This window comes from Mucilaginibacter sp. KACC 22773, assembly GCF_028736215.1.
Lineage (GTDB): Bacteria > Bacteroidota > Bacteroidia > Sphingobacteriales > Sphingobacteriaceae > Mucilaginibacter.
In genome coordinates, this window is the sequence record NZ_CP117883.1 from 470,753 (window position 1) to 487,154 (window position 16,402).

A 16,402-nucleotide genomic window follows, 5' to 3' on the forward strand; every position below is an offset into this window, starting at 1 on the left:
ATATCTGCATATTTGAAATTTGCACATCCAATTAAAACTTCTCCTCCATCATTTTCTCCAATGCAAACATTTCATCGCGTAGTTTGGCTGCCAACAGGAAGTCCATATTTTTGGCGGCGGCCAGCATTTCTTTTTTGGTATTATCTATTGATTTTTTCAGATCGGGCTTGGTCATATACTGAACAATAGGGTCGGCTGCCAACGTTGCCATATCTGCTTCTACATAAGCTTTTTGAACACCCCCTTTAAAGTCGACAACGGATGTTTGTTCCATGATCTCTTCGCGGGATTTGCCTACTGTGGTTGGTGTAATGCCATGTGCGGTATTGTATGCGATTTGGATTTCACGGCGGCGGTTGGTCTCATCCATCGTTATCTGCATCGAATCAGTAATCTTATCGGCATACATGATAACCCGGCCGCGATCATTACGGGCGGCGCGGCCAATGGTTTGAATCAACGAACGTTCTGACCTTAAAAAGCCCTCCTTATCAGCATCCAGGATGGCAACCAGCGATACTTCCGGTAAATCCAGTCCCTCACGTAATAAGTTAATCCCTATCAGTACATCAAATTCGCCAAGGCGTAATCCCCTCAAAATTTCTACCCTTTGCAGGGTTTTTACTTCGGAGTGGATGTAACGGCATTTAATACCCAGCCTGTCCATGTATTTAGCCAGTTCTTCGGCCATACGTTTGGTAAGAGTAGTTACCAGAACGCGGTCGCCCATTTTTATGGTGCGGTCAACTTCATCTAACAAATCATCAACCTGGTTTATCACCGGCCGTATTTCTATAACAGGATCTAACAATCCCGTAGGGCGTATAACTTGCTGTACCACTACGCCTTCCGATTTTTCCAACTCAAAATCGCCGGGTGTTGCGCTCACATAAACCGTTTGCGGCGCCAGCTTTTCAAACTCCTGGAAGTTGAGCGGCCGGTTATCCAATGCGGCTGGTAGCCTAAAACCATAGTCAACCAACGACATTTTGCGCGACCTGTCGCCACCATACATCGCCCTGATCTGCGGGACAGTAACGTGGCTTTCATCGATAACCATCAGGTAGTCATCCGGGAAGTAGTCTAACAGGCAAAAGGGCCTCGCACCCGGCAGCCGGCCATCAAAAAAGCGCGAATAGTTCTCGATGCCAGAACAGTAGCCCAATTCGCGTATCATCTCCAGGTCGTAATTAACCCGTTCTTCCAGGCGTTTGGCTTCCAGGAAACGGCCATCGTTTATGAATTGCTTTTTGCGGGTTTCCAGTTCTTCCTGTATCGCCCAGATTGATTGCACAAAGCGTTCGCGCGGGGCTACATACAGGTTGGCGGGATAAACCACCATGTGCGTCATTTTCTCGATGGTTTTGCCGGTGCTTACATCAAAGGTTGTAAGTTCCTCAATATCATCGCCAAAAAAGGAAATGCGGTAGGCATAGTCCATATAGGCCGGGAAAATATCCACCGTATCGCCCTTAACCCTGAAGGTGCCGCGCTTAAAATCGGCAGTAGTGCGGGCGTACAGTATTTCAACCAGCCGGTGTAAAAATGCATTCCTGCTGATGCGCGTACCCACCGCGAATTTAAATACTGATTGTGCAAAATCCTCCGGGTTACCCATACCATAAATGCACGATATAGACGACACCACGATCACATCCCTGCGCCCCGACATCAGGGCTGAAGTGGTACGCAACCGTAGCTTTTCAATCTCTTCGTTTATCTGTAAGTCCTTCTCAATGTAGGTGTTAGTAGTGGGTATAAAAGCCTCGGGCTGGTAATAGTCGTAATAGGATACAAAGTAGTTAACCGCGTTCTCCGGAAAAAACTGCTTAAACTCGCCATAAAGCTGGGCCGCAAGGGTTTTATTGTGGCTTAGTATCAGCGTGGGTTTTTGCGTTTGCTGGATAATATTGGCCACCGTAAATGTTTTGCCCGAGCCCGTAACGCCCAAAAGAGTCTGGAACGGATCGCCATTGTTTACGCCCTCAACCAGTTGCCTGATGGCCTCGGGCTGATCGCCGGTTGGGAAGTATTGGGAAGTTAAATTAAAATCCATGTGTAATGTAAAAATACAAATAATCCCGCAATAGGGTTTACAGATCAAATTAAGCAGGCAATAATGACAACAGTATGTCAACAACAGTTGATGCCGATCTTTTATATTTATTTACAACAGGTGTTCCCGATTTATGTTCGACCTGGACTGACGCAAAACGATCACTCCATTTGCTGTTTCACACCCTTTAACCGCTGCGCCCTTGCGAAAAAGCTTTGCAGGTTTATTTGTTCCTCTACCTCGTCAATGGCTTTCATGAGGTTGTTTTGGGTGTTGGTAAGTTCGGTGGCAGCGGCTTTGAATATGTCCCAAACGGGGCGCATGCGCTCCACCAGTTCCTGGCCTTTGGAGGTGAGCATCACCAGGCGCTTGCGCTCGTCGGCCTTATCTTTTTTCGACCGGATGAGCTTTTCCTTCTCCAGCTCTTTGAGCAGGCTGATGGTGGAAGGGTGGGTGTACCCAATTTCGTTTGCCAGCTCCACCACGCTTAGCACGGGTTTAAAATGCAGGGTATAAATAACCGGGAACCACTTCGGTTCAAAATCAATATTGTTGGCCTTGTAAATCAGCACGCCGTCTTTGCGCAGGGTATCGGCCAGGCGCTGCAGCCGAGTGCTGATGGCTAAAATGCCCGATTCATCAATAACGTTCATCCGCTTGTGGTTAATTGTTCAAATGTCGCTCATAAAAAATATTATCGGCGCCCATCAGCGGGAACGATGGCGGCAAATTCTGTTTGGCCAGTTGGGTAAAGCCATTTTTTTCGTAAAACCTGTGGGCGGCCTTCAGCATATCCACCGTACCCAGGTATATAGCTGTAATATCCTGTAGCCTGCAATAAGCAATCAATTCATCCAGTAAACGCTGCGCAATGCCCAATTCTTTGCCCCGGTACTCTTTGCGTACAAACATTTTGCGCAATGCCCCGGCCTTACCGTCAATGGCAATAAGGGCTATGGTGCCCACCAGTTCGCCATCAATTTTGGCGCCCAGGAAAGTGCCGCCGGTTTGGTGGTAATTGCTTTCAATATCCAGCAAATCGGGCTGGCCTTCCAGCGTTACGGGTACGTTAAATTCTATCTGCTGTATGGGCAGTATAATGTCAATAATCTGCTCACAGTAAGCATTATCAAGAGGGGTAATTTCAAGCGAAGTATCCATAACAATTAATTTATGTACAAATCTACGTAGTTAACTACATATATTGCAAATAAAAATTTACTTGTGATGCATTTTATGACATAACACTAATAAATGATGGCTAAAATCACGCTCCTTTTAAAGCCTGATTTTACCAGGAACAAATTAACCGGTTGTGAGGAGAGTACCAGATTTTGATATCAAAACAACATACATTTAAAAATTAGATAGGGGCAGAATCGGGGCCTTGTAGGGAGTTCCGGGAAATGGCTTAAATAATATTGTTGTACATTGATTATGCTCCGGCAAAATGTAACTCCGGTGTTTTGCTACCGCAACTTCATTGCCCGTTAATCAAATAACGTGCATCCGGCCGTGTTTTAACGATATATCGCAGCACTGTTATAAAACAATATTAATTAACTGTTTGATTTTTAGGTATTTGAGTGGCTGGCATTTATTTGGTAATCATGGGTGTAAACAAAAAAATATTTACACTTAACACTATCGCCATGAACACATTTTTTTTACTCACCCACATTACTATGGCTGTATGCATGTTCGCTATTATATATACATCCGCATTAAAGGACACAAATCCGCATACCGAAATAAAACAATGGCTTGCGCTTTTTGCCTCGTTCAAATTGAAACCTATCCGGTTAACCCGGCTCCAGCTTTATCGTGCTGCCATAGGGCTTATTACGATAATTATGAGGTAACGCACGAGCTTTGCTGGACATCTATTTAACATCGACGTTAAATTTGCCGTTGGTAATAGTTTTGGTTGCGCCGGAGTTGTTGGCTGCTATTAAAGTTCCGTTAAAAGCGCCCTGTATATTGGTGCTGCTGATGGATGATACGGTTATAGATGCCGGATGGTTGCCGGTGTAATCAATAACATAATCATTGGCAAAATTACTACTGCCGTTAATTTTATAGATGATTAAAATTCCGAATGGCGGGTTGTAATTTTTAGTTAGGCTGTATGTGCCCACGGCAATGGGATTTGGCGAATATATATCCAGTTCCATTTTATCGGCGGTAGCGGAGGTGGCGGTTTTTGCCGAAATAAAAGCCGAGTAATATGTTGCTGTATTGCGATACCCCGAACTATCAATAGTATTGAAACTTTCATTGGTTCCGTCGATAGTTGCCGATATAGCACTACTGGCAGCCACCACAGGCGCGGTGTTTTTGTTGCACGATTGCCAAATAAATGCCAAACAAACAGCAAAAAGGAATAGTTTTTTCATCTGCATTGCTTTCATTTTCGGGTTGATTTATTAGTATGAATGTAAGCTTTTTTTAATTCAAAAATAACGAATGTTCACGTAAATTATTTCTTGCAGAACAGTGGATGCCAGCGACAACAGCTCCCTCAATAAATCCTGTAAATGAACTTTGCCGGCATTGCAATGAGTTAAATTCGGGAGGCTATGATGTTATAATTGAAAAAGATATTATAAAAAACATTGCTTTGGTGGCAGACGTAAGAAGGTATGACGACGAAGCTTATACTTTTATTTTATTGATGAGTAACCTTCGGGATAAAAGGTAACTGCTTTTTTGTATACCCATTAAATCACAAAAGCCTCACGTACGTACGTGAGGCTTTTGTGATTTAATCCGCTAATGATTATAATTTACCGCTTGGGTATACCCTTCACGCTATTTAACATACACAGAAACAACCTGGTTAGCCGATGTACGCGCACAACCTGAGCTCAGTACGGTGCATCCGGGATCCATTTCAACAAAACTGCCATTTTTCCAGTAACCGTTTTCGCCCGATGACGATGATGCACCGCCCGCATACAAATCGGTGTTATTGTATAAGAATAGCGAAGATACGTTTTCGGCAACTGCATAGGCCGATGGAGCAAGCATGGTGCCATTTTTCCAAACTGCCCCTGCCCCATTGTATTGCCCGCCTACATATACATCACTGCCCGCTACCAGTATGCTGGAAACGCTGTTGAATAAACTGTTGCCAGGTGTGTTTAACGGGATAGAAACGCCATTTTTCCAGAGGCGTGGTGCTTTATTTATGATTCCGCCCGTACCAGGGTCCCTTATTTCTTCAGTGCCGGCCACGTAAACGGCGCCGCCCGAAACAGCTATTGCCGTGGCCAACGCGTTACCTGAGTGTATGCCATCGGTTATGTCAATTGGGGTGCCGTTTTTCCAGTAAGTGGCTTTTAAAATGGTAGAAGTTCCCAGGTATCGCGCCCCTGCCACGTATGTGTCGCCATTGCTCACGGCTAAAGCGTTGTTTAAATAATTACTTGTACCCGAGCCTCCGATATTAGTGACTGTTGTAGTTGTTAACTGGGTAGCCGTGCCATTTTTCCATACATAGTAAGTACCATTAATCTGGCCAAGGCAATAAACATCGGTACCCGAAATAACTATCGAAAACGTGTACCCTGTTTGTGAAGATAGATGCACAGCTGTGCCATTTTTCCAATAAGTTGGTGTATTGGTAGATGCAGGCCCGGCTACATAAATATCGGTACCGGAGCCAACCATAGCGTAAGGGGTTGTACAATCGGTTATGGCCGTGAAGGATGAGTTTTTCCAATAACCAAAGCCTTTGACGATATCAGACCCAAGTACATACACACTTGGGCCGGCTACGGTGTATGTAAAAGCTATACCATTAGATGTGCCGCCAACAGTGGTAACGGTTACATTACCCGAACTGCCGCCGCCTGGCACTTTAACAACCAGTTGCGTAGTACTTGCGGTGGTAACGGTGGCAGCGGTCCCGTTAAATTTAACCGTATTATTAGCAGCTACGGCATCAAAGTTGGTCCCGGTAATGGTAATTGATGCACCTTCGGCAGCCGATGTCGGATTAATTGCCGTGATAGTTGGGGCTACAATGTAGGTAAATACAGGCCCGGTAGCGGTTCCGCCCGATGTGGCTACAGTTACGGCCCCGCTGGTGGCCGCAGCCGGCGCGGTAACCACCAATTTTGTGGTTGTAGCCGATGTAACAGTTGCTGCCACACCGTTAAATTTTACGGTGTTATTAACAGCAGTTGCATCAAAGTTTGTCCCGGTAATTGTTACGGCAGCCCCTGCTTTGGCCGAAACAGGGCTGATTGTGGCAACTGTTGGCGCCATTAAGTAGGTAAATACCGGCCCGGTGGCGGTTCCGCCTGTTGTGGTTACGGTTATGGCCCCGGTGCTGGCAGCCGCGGGCGCTGTTACAACCAAAGTGCTTGCGGTAGCTGATGTAACACTTGCAGCAGTTCCGTTAAATTTTACGGTATTATCGGCGGCCGTAGCGCTGAAGTTTGCGCCGCTGATAGTAACAACAGTGCCTGCAATGCCGGAAGCGGGGCTGATGGTATTAACCGCGGGCAGTTTTACAGGTATGATTATCGGGCTGCTTTTTTTACAGCCAGGCGAAACAAAAAGTATCGCAAAAAATATACAAATGGAGTAGCTGAGCTTTGTTTTCATAAGGTATAGTTTGATGTTTTAGCGCGAAGTGTTAAAACCGCATTTACTTGCCTATGAAATTGAGCATATTTAGGATGGTGGTCAATCCTCTTTTTGAGTGAATTGCGGGCAAACCTTCCTGATCAGCCTATTACAATATTTTTTCCTTCAGCGCCTTGGCTATCGCTTCTTTGCCACAGTTTACATGAAGTTTTAGATATATTTTTTTGAGGTGCGAGCGTACGGTGTCAAAAGCCATATTCAGCTCATCGGCTATTATTTTAATACTGTTCCCTTTTATTAAAAGCTGCAGCACATCAGTTTCGCGCAAGGTGAGGTTGTATTGGTTGTCGTTTTTTTGCTGAAATGACATGAGCACTTTTCTGGCAATTACGGGCGACATGGGCGCACCACCATCCAATACCTCGCGGATAGCATCAAACAGCCGGGCCGGCGGCGTTTTTTTTAATAAATAACCGTTGGCCCCGGCGCAAAGGCACTGAAAAAGCTTCTCATCATCCTCAAAAACAGTGTACATGATTACGGCAGTTTCCGGGCGGGCTTGTTTTACCATAGCAACCCCGCTTATACCAGTTTTGCCCGGCATATCTATATCCATCAGCACAACATCAGGCTTAAGCCGTTCTATGATCTCTGCCGCCTGGTTACAATTATCAAAATCGCCTTTAACTGCGTACTCAGGGTCGCTGTTAAGCAGGTAGGCCAATGATTCGCGCAGGCGGTCATTATCTTCAAATAAAACTATACTTACCGGCATAAGTGCTAAATTACGGTTTACTATTCAACAGGCCTATCACTCTTTTGAGTGATTAAAGCAGGGGTATTATAATGGTAAGTAAAGTACCTTCATTGCTGGCCGACAAAATTGAAATACTCCCTTTCCACTTTGCTAACCTTATTTTCATGTTTTTTATACCGTTACGTGCCGTAGGCTGTGTTGTATCAAAGCCTTTGCCATTGTCTTTAATAATCATTTGCAAATGGTTTTGGTTGGTTTGCAGGCTAATGTCGACATACGTTGCGGCGGCGTGTTTGTAAATGTTGTTTACCGCCTCTTTAAATACCAGGTAAATATCTTTTCTTTTTTCCATGTGCAGCTTTTTGTGGGCTATCTTTTCGTCAAAATGGAAATGATAGGCAATGTTTGCACCTTCAAACAATTCGGCGGTGTATCTTTTCATCCGCGCCACGGTTTGCTCATAGCTGTCATTTAGGGTGTTTATGCTCCACACAATATCATCTAATGATTGGTTGGATGTATTTACTTCTTCGGTTATCCGCTTCAAAAATCGCCGGGCTTGTTCTGGTGCCGATAGGTTGGCGTTGCTGAGTTCGGTAAGTATATTGATGTTGCTGAGGGTTGAGCCGATGTCGTCATGTAAATCTGTGGCGATACTATTGCGGATAGCCTGAACCCGCAATAGCTGCCTGATGCGGTTAAGGTAGACGAAATAAATAATGCCGCCGGCGGTTATGATTGCTAAAACGATAAACCACCAGCTTTTATAATAAGGAGTTTGCACCGAAAAAAGCAAAGTGGCCTGGTTTGTACTCATTGTACCATCTGCCATTTGTGCTTTAACCCTGAAAGTGTATTTGCCCGATAGCAGGTTTGAAAACGATATTTGCCGGGTTCGACCTACCGAGATCCAATTTTTGCTCAAGTTATTAAGCCGGTAATAATATCGGTTCTGCATGCCGTCAACCAGGTTAACCGCGCTAAAAGCAATACTGATATTATTGTCGTTTGCCGGCAGGCTAATGCTTTGGGCCGGATTTAAATTATTGCCCGATGAAGTTACAGCGGTAATTAATACGCCCGTGGCACGGCGCGGCCGCAGCAATTGGTTTGGTATTGCACTGTAAAATATATGTGCGGTATTAAAATACACCTTATTTACGGTGCTATCGTACTTTACGCTTAACACAGGATCTTCTGACGATGGGTAGTAACCGCCAAATAAAAAAAAATGGCCGGTACCGGGTTCCATGCAGTTTAACCCGTTTTTAGTGCCAATCCATAGGCGGCTTTTATTGTCGGCAGCAAGGCTGTAAACGGTGTTTGATGATAGGGCTTCGGGCATATCAACCTTTTTAAATTTTTGGCTGCTGATGTCAAATTTCACCAGGCCAGCATTAGTGCCCATCCATATTTTACCCCTGCCATCTGCATAGATGGCGTTGATAACGCCATTATCAAAATCGGTATTATAAGCCGTGGGGAACAGCACAAATTTATGATTAGCACGACTCCATTTTACCAGCCCGCGGCCTTCGGTACCGCCCATCCACAGATCGCCAAATTCATCCTCGGCAATACAAACGGGGAACCTGATGGGCAGTGGATTGTTTTTATCCTTTTTTGAATAAAGCTGTAGCCTATTATTGGTTAAATTATAAGCGGCAAGACCATTCCCTTCGCCAAGGCCCATCCAAAGAAAGTTTTCTTTGTCGGTAAATTGGGTTACCACGGGGCATTTTCCAATCAATGGCACATTTACCGGCCGGGGCACGGCCTGGCCTTTTTTCCATTCATATATACCTCTTTGCGTACCTATCCAAAATTTATCCCTGCCCGCAGCCCTGATATTCCAGGTATCATTTACGCCGGCAGTTTCCCCCATTAATATTTCCTTCCATGGCGAATTGATCTGATTGGTGTAAAATACCCCGCCACCGGTGGTGGTTAAAAAAATATGGTCCTTAACCACAAAAGTGCCCGATAGATCTATCCCCCGCTGATCTTCGGCGTTATATGCCGGCAGCTCAATTGTAGAAACCCCGTTGGCTATCAGCGTAAACTTATACAAACCATTGTTGGTGCCCACCCAAAGGTTGCCTTCGGTATCAAACAACGTGCAAAACACATGTTGTTTGGGTAATAATATGCCGCTTTTAAAGCCGCTATGCCCAATGGCCGGTGTATCAGTGTTCCAGTACGCCAGCCCACCATCGCTTAGGGTACAAGTTGCAAGCCCATTGTTTAGCAGGTTGATGTGCGTGTTATAATATATCTGGCCTTTTCCGGGCAAATGATTGAAAGTTGAGGCCGTTACCTGGCCTGATATGGAATTCAAAAAGAAAACACTATCAACCATGTGTTTCACAAACCACAGATTTCCGTTTTTATCAAATGCGATATCCCTGACATTTAAACTATCTATCACCGATAGGGGATACCCCTTTAACTGGTTTAACGGAATAATTTTATTGCTTGTGGGAGTATAAATATGATATTGAATTTTTTTACCCTTCACCAATCTGAAAAGAACGCTCCCGTTGGGTAGGGCGTGGATGCTTTCTACGAACATAACCCAGGTTGCTCCCTGGTCATTAGGCCCTTTGATAAATTGAAGTATGTTAAGGTTTTGATCAAGTTTATAAAGTCCCGTTTGCGAGGCCGCCCAGATATTATTTTGCTTATCTACCGATACGATATAGAAATTATTTTCGAAAGGGAACATTTTTGCCGAAGCCGGCACCAGCAGGTTTTTAAATGTATTGGCCCTTGTATTAAACATGCATAAGCCGGTTGATGTGGCTACCAGTAACCGGTGCCCGGGGAATTTTTGTACGGAGATGATATTATTGCCCGGCAGCGAGCTTGTTGCTCTGGAATGATGAAAATTTTTAAACTCAACCCCGTCATACCGGCTTAAGCCGTAGTTGGTGCCCAGCCATAAAAAGCCATCATCGTCCTGGCAAATTGTATTGATAGTGGCATCAGGCAAACCATCTTTTACAGAAATATAAGCCGGCCGGATTTTATCCAGCTTTTGTGCGTGCACGACAAGCAGCACACCATTCAGCAGTAAAAGTAGAATGAATTTCCGGTACATTTTTCGAGATAGTTAAAGATATGGTATTCAGCTAATTGTTTGCCTGGCTAAAAAATATTTTAACATACAAACAGCCTGGTACCATCAGGGCAAACGCAGCTAATAGGGTTAACATAACTTAACATATTTCAAATATATTTTTTGTAAATACTTAATAATCAATTATTTGTATTTTAACATGGTTAACACTAAATTGATCGATCAAATTAGAAGCATCCAAATATTTATGCTGTTGTTGGCCAATACAAGTCCCTTTGGTACCGGGATCATTTGACCCCGATCAGGCAATAAAAACAAGGTATCGTTTGATGCTTATATCTTCCCGGTTATTCGTAGTCTATCGCTATTGGAATGTCTGGCAAGCTACCACAAGTGTTTTTTGCCGCCTTCAGCCTTATGGCCCGCTGATAGGTAAACGCCATGCTAAGTAATGAATATGCAAATCCCGGGTGTCCGTTTCATCCGGGATTTTGTATTTTTAAAGGGAGCAAAAGAGTAATACAAAAGCATTAAGGTTAACAACAAACATTGTTGATTGGCCTAAAGGTATGGCGTATACTTAGCATGTGGGCCACAAGGCTGGAGCCTTGCGGCAGCGGGTGGGGGAAACAGGATGATAACAGATAAAAAAGAAATAGCAGAATTTGTTAAACAAGCAAAAAAGAAATAATAATGAAGCGACGCCTATTTTTTATACTATTCTTTTGTATAGGAATGTATAAAACATCTTTTGGACAATATTTTAAGATAATAGAATTTGATTATAGTTACAAAGATGGTTTTTCCATTAAGAGTAAGGATCATTCATTTAAAATTCAAAATAGAAAGAGTAAAACCGTTGAAATGTCTTATCCGATAAAGATGGGTATTGATATATACTCCGAAAAAGACACGATTGCAATGATTAGTGAATTGTTAAAAATTGAAGGAGATAAAAGACCTTGTATTTTACCAGTCATTTGCTATAATTCTTTGAGGTCTGAGATCTTCATGGGCGAAACAAAGCAATACTCGTTGCAGGTTGAGGCTTTGTTCATAATTAACCAATTATATTTTAGTCACCCATTTAATTACTCTCCATTTCCGGCATTGTTTGATGAAAGAGATGAGTCTATATTAACGATGAATGAAAAAGGTATAGCTAAGGCTTATGCTCAATATCGACAGTGGTTTGCCGAAATTAAGACTGTAGGATTGTCTGTCGCAAGGGAAAGGAAAATTTATCCCTTAAATGGTTCAATCAGGTGGTATTGATTAGATTGGTTGTAAACGGCGGCGTGACCGCTATCTCCAGCTACCGCAAGCGTTTTTCGCTGCTGCAAGCCTCCATGCTTGTGGCCCGCTGATAGGTAAACGCCATGCTAAGTAATAAATATGCAAATCCCGGATGTTTAATTTCATCCGGGTGTTTGTATTTTTAAACGGAGTAAAGAGTAATACAAGAGCTTTAAGGTTAACAATAAACATTGTTGATTATCCTAAAGGCATGGCGTGTACCTTAGCATGCGGGTCACAAGCCAGGAGGCTTGCGGCAGCGGGGGGCTTGCGGTAGCTGAGGCACAAGCCAGGAGGCTTGCGGTGCGAAGGATCAACTAAAGGGAATGCAGTTGACGATGAAAACGAAATTCGGCAAGATCTCAACCTACCTTTAAGACCGTTTGATCCCTTGCATAAAGAAAGTAACTTCAATCATTAGTTTTAATATGTATTTAGAATATGAAAAAAAATGTATTTTTTTATTTGGTTTTATGCACGTTCATGGCCTCATGTAATTTCGCAACTCCTAAAAAAGAAGTAAGGCAACGCCGCGTTTCATTATTCTGCCTCAAAGAGAATGATACGGTTTATGTTAAGATTACAAATAACACCGATAGCACCATTTATATCCCGGGAAAATATATGCCGGACTTTACAAACAATGATGATACGCTTCATTTTGAAACGATTAACAAATTTAAATATGGTGTTACCCGTTATTATCGATATAAGCATGTATTGGCTTTTGAGTTTTATACAACCCGGGAAATAAATGGCATTAAAGCCGATTCTGTAGAAGAATATAAATCGCAGGTAACATTTTTTAATCAATTTCGGGTTCTGCCAATGCGCGATATAAAACCTGGATCGTCATTTATTGAAAGGCTCGAGTTTGACGTCCCCCGATATGTAACTGTGGGGCAAGCCGTATATTATAAGAGTCCATTTTTTCAGAAAAATCAAATTAATTCTCAATATTTATATAAAGATTTTCTGCTTTTTGACAGTTTGCGTGCAAACTACGTTAATGCTCCGGTTTTGAATAGATATCGATAAATATTCCCCCAGCTATCGCAAGCGTTTTTCGCTGCCTCCAGCCTTGTGGCCCGCTGATAGGTAAACGCCATGCTAAGTAATGAATATGCAAATCCTGGATGCACGTTTCATCCGGGATTTTGTATTTTTAAACAGAGCAAAAGAGTAATATAAAAGTATTAAGGTTAAACAACAAACATGGTTAATTGGCCTAAAGGTATGGAGTATACTTAGCATGTGGGCCACAGGGCTGGAGCCTTGCGGTAGCGGTAGGGCAAACTTGAAAAAGATAAAGAGGATATACAAAATCTAAAATCACTTATGAAACTCTTAACTATCACATACGTGGGCATTGTTTTTTTATTAACTACTCAATTTTCAGCCAAAGCAAACGCAAATTACAAGATAATTGCCGATTCAACAAAAGAGGAATCTTGGATATCTGATAATGTTTATAAGCTTAAGGAAGTTAGGCAGAAAGCTATTTTTTTAACTAAAATCAAAGGAGCTAAGGCGCGAATTTCTATTTTGATAAGATCAAGGCCTTCAACTCTTAACCCAAACTATGACATTCAAGTGGGATACTCGAGTAAAATTAGATTTGAGGTTTATTATAACTTCCGCATAAATAAAACCTTTGTTTATCTACATAATATTCAAAACCATATTGAAATTGCTGACTTAAATGGGCAATATATTTCTTTATTGAAATGGAGAAAGCTAAATAAGTTATAATTCCCCAGCTATCGCAAGCGTTTTGTCGCTGCCGCCTTCAGCTACTGCAAGGTCTTTTGCTGGTATTAATTTATGATATTTTGTTTTACTTAAAAATATAAACTACCAGTTGTGTACCACCCCGTACCAGGGTGTTTCAGGGCGTACCAGGGCGTACCAGGGTGTTTCAGGGTGTCTCGTCCGTAGTGGTACACATACTTTGGTACCAAAAGCCCGCCTCTATGTTGTCAGTTTAGTTCTGCTCCCTGGCTGTTTCTCAAATCTACTTTAAAAAAATTTGCGCAAGTAAAAGCTTGCATTTATATTTGCAAGTAAATACTTGCGCAAATGAAAACCAGACGAGATGTTTACCAGGCCATAGCCGACCCTACCCGAAGGGCTATAATTAACATGATTGCTACACAGCCGCATAATGTAAACACTATAGCTGCAAACTTTGATGTTACACGCCAGGCTATATCGTTGCACATCCAGATCCTGGCCGATTGCGGCCTTATTAACGTTAAGCAGCAAGGGCGCGACAGGTTTTGCGAAGCCCGGCTCGATCAGCTCAGCGAGGTATCGGCCTGGGTAGACCAGTACCGCCAGCATTGGGAAAGTAAATTAGATAACCTTGAAAACTATGTAGTACAATTAAAAAATGAACGAAATGGAAAACACAACAAGTAACACTGCCGACCGCGAATTACGCTTGACACGCACATTGGATGCCCCGGTTGAACTGGTATGGGAGGTATGGACCCAGCCCGAACATATTGCCCAATGGTGGGGCCCCAATGGTTTTACCAACACCATAAGTAAAATGGATGTTGAACCCGGCGGCGAATGGGACCTGGTAATGCATGGCCCCGACGGAACAGATTATAAAAACAAAAGTGTATTTAAGGAGGTCATCCGGCTCAAAAAAATTGTATATGAGCATGTGAGCAGCCCAAAGTTTGTTGCCACTATTGAATTTGAGGCACAGGGCGACCAAACACACCTGAGCTGGCATATGCTGTTTGAAACGCACGAGCAATTTATACAGGTGGTAAAAACGTTTAAAGCCGATGAAGGATTAAAGCAAAATATAGAAAAGCTAAACCAATACGTAAAAGGTATAAGTTAGTTTTAAACGTAGCCTGTGGCGAAACACCTTAAAAAAAGGCTAATCGCGCAATTTTACTGCATTTTTGGTAGCCCCGGCCGCGAAGGATAAGGGGCTGCCGGCTTTTGAAATATCGCCGCCGTCTATTTTAATATTGCTGCAGGCGGCGCCTTCAACGCGCATAAAAACGGCTGCCGGGCTAAGTACACGCGTTGCGGTTAGTAAAACATCTTGCGCATCAATCATCCGCAGTACCGATTCGGCTTCTTTATTGCCCCGCGCGCTGAGGCCATTTATAGCTGCATCTGTTACCTGGTCAAAAACAAGGGCGGGCCTCAATTCGGGCGTGGCAACTTCAAACCTTACGTTATTTAGCGTAAGGCCTTTGGCATAACGGGCATATAAACCATAAGCCGGGAAAACTCCGTCGGCATAATATTCGCCCGCGTTTTTAGGTACATCGCGTACGGCCGCGTCTTCTGCAGTTCCTCCTCCGGCAAAGGTGATATGAACATCGTTAAAACTAATATTTTCGAGCAAAAAGCCTTCGGCGCCGTTAATGGCTATACATGATTTGATTTCGCCAGGGTGATAGTTGCTGGTAAATTCGGCATCAGCAAGTTGCACCGGGATAACCACATTGGCATGAATGCCATTGAAAGATATATTACGCGCAGTTCCCGGATCATCTACCGAGCCCATACCAATTGATATAGGGCCCGTTACCTTATGCATCATCAGGTTGGAGAACGAGATGTTTTCCATCCGCGAGTGCCGTTCGCAACGCATTTTTATAGGGCAGCCATAGGCTTCTAAAATGATGCAGTTAGAGATGGTAATATTTTCGGCAACCCCGCCGCCAAAACGGAAAACCGACCAGCGTGTGCTAAATGTACAATTGGTAATGGTTATAAACCTGCAACTGCCAAACAGCGCGCAGGCATCGTCCTGCGATTGCACATCGCAGTTAACCATATGAACATATTGACAACTGATGAAATGAAAACCATCGTTATTATGGATTACCCGGCCACGGATGTGGATGCCATCGAGCTTTACATAACTGCTTTGAATAATGCGTACAGAGTGATAGGCGCAGTCTTTAAGATATATATCATTAACGACAAGATTTTGGCATTGGTAAAAAAGCAGGTGATAGGGGCGGTGATTGCCGCTGATGCCGGCCGGCGATGGCGCGCCCTTTGTGGGGCTACGGAACTGCGCACCCTGCCCGTCAATAGTGCCTGGGCCTTCAACGCGGATGTTTTCGGCCTTTACGGCAAATAACAAGCCTACATTGCCATCATTTAATGTAGTATCGCCGGTAAGCGGGATGGCCTGGGCTGCGTAATATTGTTTACCATCGGCACTGCCCAGTAATTTACCCTGTGCGGCTATATGGAGGGTAACATTGCTTTTCAGCTCAACCGTGCCGATAACAAATACCCCGGCCGGCACCAGCACGGTGCCGCCCTGATCTTTATTACAGGCATCAATGGCTGCCTGCAGTGCTTTGGTATTAAGTGTTACACCATCGCCTTTGGCGCCATAGTCCATAATGTTATAAATGCGGGTACCCAACATCGGATCGGTTTTTTGAATGTTTGCAGGCTGTGCGTGTAAAAAAGTGGGCGCTACAGCAATCATGCCGGCGCCTGCGGATGCTTTTGTAACTGTTTTTAACCAGTTGCGCCTTGAAAAATTATCGTCGTGAGGTTCCATTGGTTGTCAGGTAATAAAATAAAATGTTTCCCAGGCCTGTTTAACTTGCTATAATTG

14 protein-coding genes are annotated in these 16,402 nt (G+C 43.6%); 6 read left to right on the forward strand and 8 right to left on the reverse strand.

The genetic code is table 11. The features are described 5' to 3' along the window. Nucleotides 1–31: 31 nt before the first annotated feature. The 3 genes from uvrB to PQ469_RS02030 all read right to left on the reverse strand — a co-directional run bounded on the left by uvrB (nt 32) and on the right by PQ469_RS02030 (nt 3,217). Nucleotides 32–2,056 (reverse strand): excinuclease ABC subunit UvrB, encoded by a 2,025-nt coding sequence (gene uvrB, locus PQ469_RS02020; RefSeq protein ID WP_274211494.1) that lies wholly within the window; start codon nt 2,054–2,056, stop codon nt 32–34. Nucleotides 2,057–2,217: 161 nt separating this feature from the next. Further along, the gene (locus tag PQ469_RS02025) at nt 2,218–2,709 is read right to left on the reverse strand and encodes a MarR family winged helix-turn-helix transcriptional regulator (protein ID WP_274211495.1); all 492 of its coding nucleotides are present in this window, start codon (nt 2,707–2,709) and stop codon (nt 2,218–2,220) included. 10 nt (nt 2,710–2,719) lie between these two features. After that, nucleotides 2,720–3,217 carry a GNAT family N-acetyltransferase gene (locus PQ469_RS02030; protein ID WP_274211496.1) on the reverse strand — a complete coding sequence of 166 codons (498 nt, stop codon included), beginning with the start codon at nt 3,215–3,217 and terminating at the stop codon, nt 2,720–2,722. A gap of 491 nt (nt 3,218–3,708) precedes the next feature. Here PQ469_RS02030 and PQ469_RS02035 point away from each other — a divergent pair, with 491 nt between their 5' ends. Continuing rightward, nucleotides 3,709–3,918, forward strand: a complete 210-nt coding sequence (locus tag PQ469_RS02035) for a hypothetical protein (protein WP_274211497.1) — start codon at nt 3,709–3,711, stop codon at nt 3,916–3,918. Nucleotides 3,919–3,939: 21 nt separating this feature from the next. Here PQ469_RS02035 and PQ469_RS02040 read toward each other — a convergent pair whose 3' ends face one another. The 4 genes from PQ469_RS02040 to PQ469_RS02055 all read right to left on the reverse strand — a co-directional run bounded on the left by PQ469_RS02040 (nt 3,940) and on the right by PQ469_RS02055 (nt 10,509). Then, nucleotides 3,940–4,452, reverse strand: a complete 513-nt coding sequence (locus tag PQ469_RS02040) for a hypothetical protein (RefSeq protein ID WP_274211498.1) — start codon at nt 4,450–4,452, stop codon at nt 3,940–3,942. 415 nt (nt 4,453–4,867) lie between these two features. Beyond that, a complete protein-coding gene (locus PQ469_RS02045; protein WP_274211499.1) occupies nt 4,868–6,670 on the reverse strand; it encodes an IPT/TIG domain-containing protein in 1,803 nt (600 codons plus the stop codon). 130 nt (nt 6,671–6,800) lie between these two features. After that, nucleotides 6,801–7,427, reverse strand: coding sequence for a response regulator transcription factor (locus PQ469_RS02050; protein WP_274211500.1), 627 nt, complete (start codon nt 7,425–7,427; stop codon nt 6,801–6,803). Between the two features lie 52 nt (nt 7,428–7,479). Further along, nucleotides 7,480–10,509 carry a ligand-binding sensor domain-containing protein gene (locus tag PQ469_RS02055; RefSeq protein WP_274211501.1) on the reverse strand — a complete coding sequence of 1,010 codons (3,030 nt, stop codon included), beginning with the start codon at nt 10,507–10,509 and terminating at the stop codon, nt 7,480–7,482. Between the two features lie 672 nt (nt 10,510–11,181). Here PQ469_RS02055 and PQ469_RS02060 point away from each other — a divergent pair. The 5 genes from PQ469_RS02060 (at nt 11,182) to PQ469_RS02080 (ending at nt 14,644) form a co-directional block, all read left to right on the forward strand. Beyond that, the gene (locus tag PQ469_RS02060; protein ID WP_090642178.1) at nt 11,182–11,763 is read left to right on the forward strand and encodes a hypothetical protein; all 582 of its coding nucleotides are present in this window, start codon (nt 11,182–11,184) and stop codon (nt 11,761–11,763) included. Between the two features lie 462 nt (nt 11,764–12,225). Beyond that, a complete protein-coding gene (locus PQ469_RS02065; protein ID WP_090642191.1) occupies nt 12,226–12,822 on the forward strand; it encodes a hypothetical protein in 597 nt (198 codons plus the stop codon). 300 nt (nt 12,823–13,122) lie between these two features. Continuing rightward, nucleotides 13,123–13,536: a hypothetical protein gene (locus tag PQ469_RS02070; RefSeq protein WP_274211502.1), complete on the forward strand. Its 414-nt coding sequence runs from the start codon at nt 13,123–13,125 to the stop codon at nt 13,534–13,536. Between the two features lie 327 nt (nt 13,537–13,863). Next, on the forward strand, nt 13,864–14,205 hold the full coding sequence (locus PQ469_RS02075; protein ID WP_090642197.1) for an ArsR/SmtB family transcription factor: 342 nt from the start codon (nt 13,864–13,866) through the stop codon (nt 14,203–14,205). Beyond that, on the forward strand, nt 14,186–14,644 hold the full coding sequence (locus tag PQ469_RS02080; protein ID WP_274211503.1) for an SRPBCC family protein: 459 nt from the start codon (nt 14,186–14,188) through the stop codon (nt 14,642–14,644). The genes PQ469_RS02075 and PQ469_RS02080 overlap by 20 nt, the downstream gene beginning before the upstream one ends. Nucleotides 14,645–14,683: 39 nt before the next feature. Here the strand turns inward: PQ469_RS02080 and PQ469_RS02085 are convergent, their stop codons facing one another. Beyond that, nucleotides 14,684–16,345 (reverse strand): glycoside hydrolase family 28 protein, encoded by a 1,662-nt coding sequence (locus PQ469_RS02085; RefSeq protein WP_274211504.1) that lies wholly within the window; start codon nt 16,343–16,345, stop codon nt 14,684–14,686. Nucleotides 16,346–16,402: the final 57 nt, after the last annotated feature.

What these genes read in the sequence shown, in the direction of transcription:
- PQ469_RS02085 (WP_274211504.1), bottom strand. Translation starts at nt 16,345, where the DNA reads ATGGAACCTCACGACGATAATTTTTCAAGGCGCAACTGGTTAAAAACA.
- PQ469_RS02035 (WP_274211497.1), top strand. Translation starts at nt 3,709, where the DNA reads ATGAACACATTTTTTTTACTCACCCACATTACTATGGCTGTATGCATG.
- PQ469_RS02025 (WP_274211495.1), bottom strand. Translation starts at nt 2,709, where the DNA reads ATGAACGTTATTGATGAATCGGGCATTTTAGCCATCAGCACTCGGCTG.
- uvrB (WP_274211494.1), bottom strand. Translation starts at nt 2,056, where the DNA reads ATGGATTTTAATTTAACTTCCCAATACTTCCCAACCGGCGATCAGCCC.
- PQ469_RS02080 (WP_274211503.1), top strand. Translation starts at nt 14,186, where the DNA reads ATGGAAAACACAACAAGTAACACTGCCGACCGCGAATTACGCTTGACA.
- PQ469_RS02060 (WP_090642178.1), top strand. Translation starts at nt 11,182, where the DNA reads ATGAAGCGACGCCTATTTTTTATACTATTCTTTTGTATAGGAATGTAT.
- PQ469_RS02065 (WP_090642191.1), top strand. Translation starts at nt 12,226, where the DNA reads ATGAAAAAAAATGTATTTTTTTATTTGGTTTTATGCACGTTCATGGCC.
- PQ469_RS02055 (WP_274211501.1), bottom strand. Translation starts at nt 10,509, where the DNA reads ATGTACCGGAAATTCATTCTACTTTTACTGCTGAATGGTGTGCTGCTT.
- PQ469_RS02030 (WP_274211496.1), bottom strand. Translation starts at nt 3,217, where the DNA reads ATGGATACTTCGCTTGAAATTACCCCTCTTGATAATGCTTACTGTGAG.
- PQ469_RS02070 (WP_274211502.1), top strand. Translation starts at nt 13,123, where the DNA reads ATGAAACTCTTAACTATCACATACGTGGGCATTGTTTTTTTATTAACT.
- PQ469_RS02045 (WP_274211499.1), bottom strand. Translation starts at nt 6,670, where the DNA reads ATGAAAACAAAGCTCAGCTACTCCATTTGTATATTTTTTGCGATACTT.
- PQ469_RS02050 (WP_274211500.1), bottom strand. Translation starts at nt 7,427, where the DNA reads ATGCCGGTAAGTATAGTTTTATTTGAAGATAATGACCGCCTGCGCGAA.
- PQ469_RS02040 (WP_274211498.1), bottom strand. Translation starts at nt 4,452, where the DNA reads ATGAAAAAACTATTCCTTTTTGCTGTTTGTTTGGCATTTATTTGGCAA.
- PQ469_RS02075 (WP_090642197.1), top strand. Translation starts at nt 13,864, where the DNA reads ATGAAAACCAGACGAGATGTTTACCAGGCCATAGCCGACCCTACCCGA.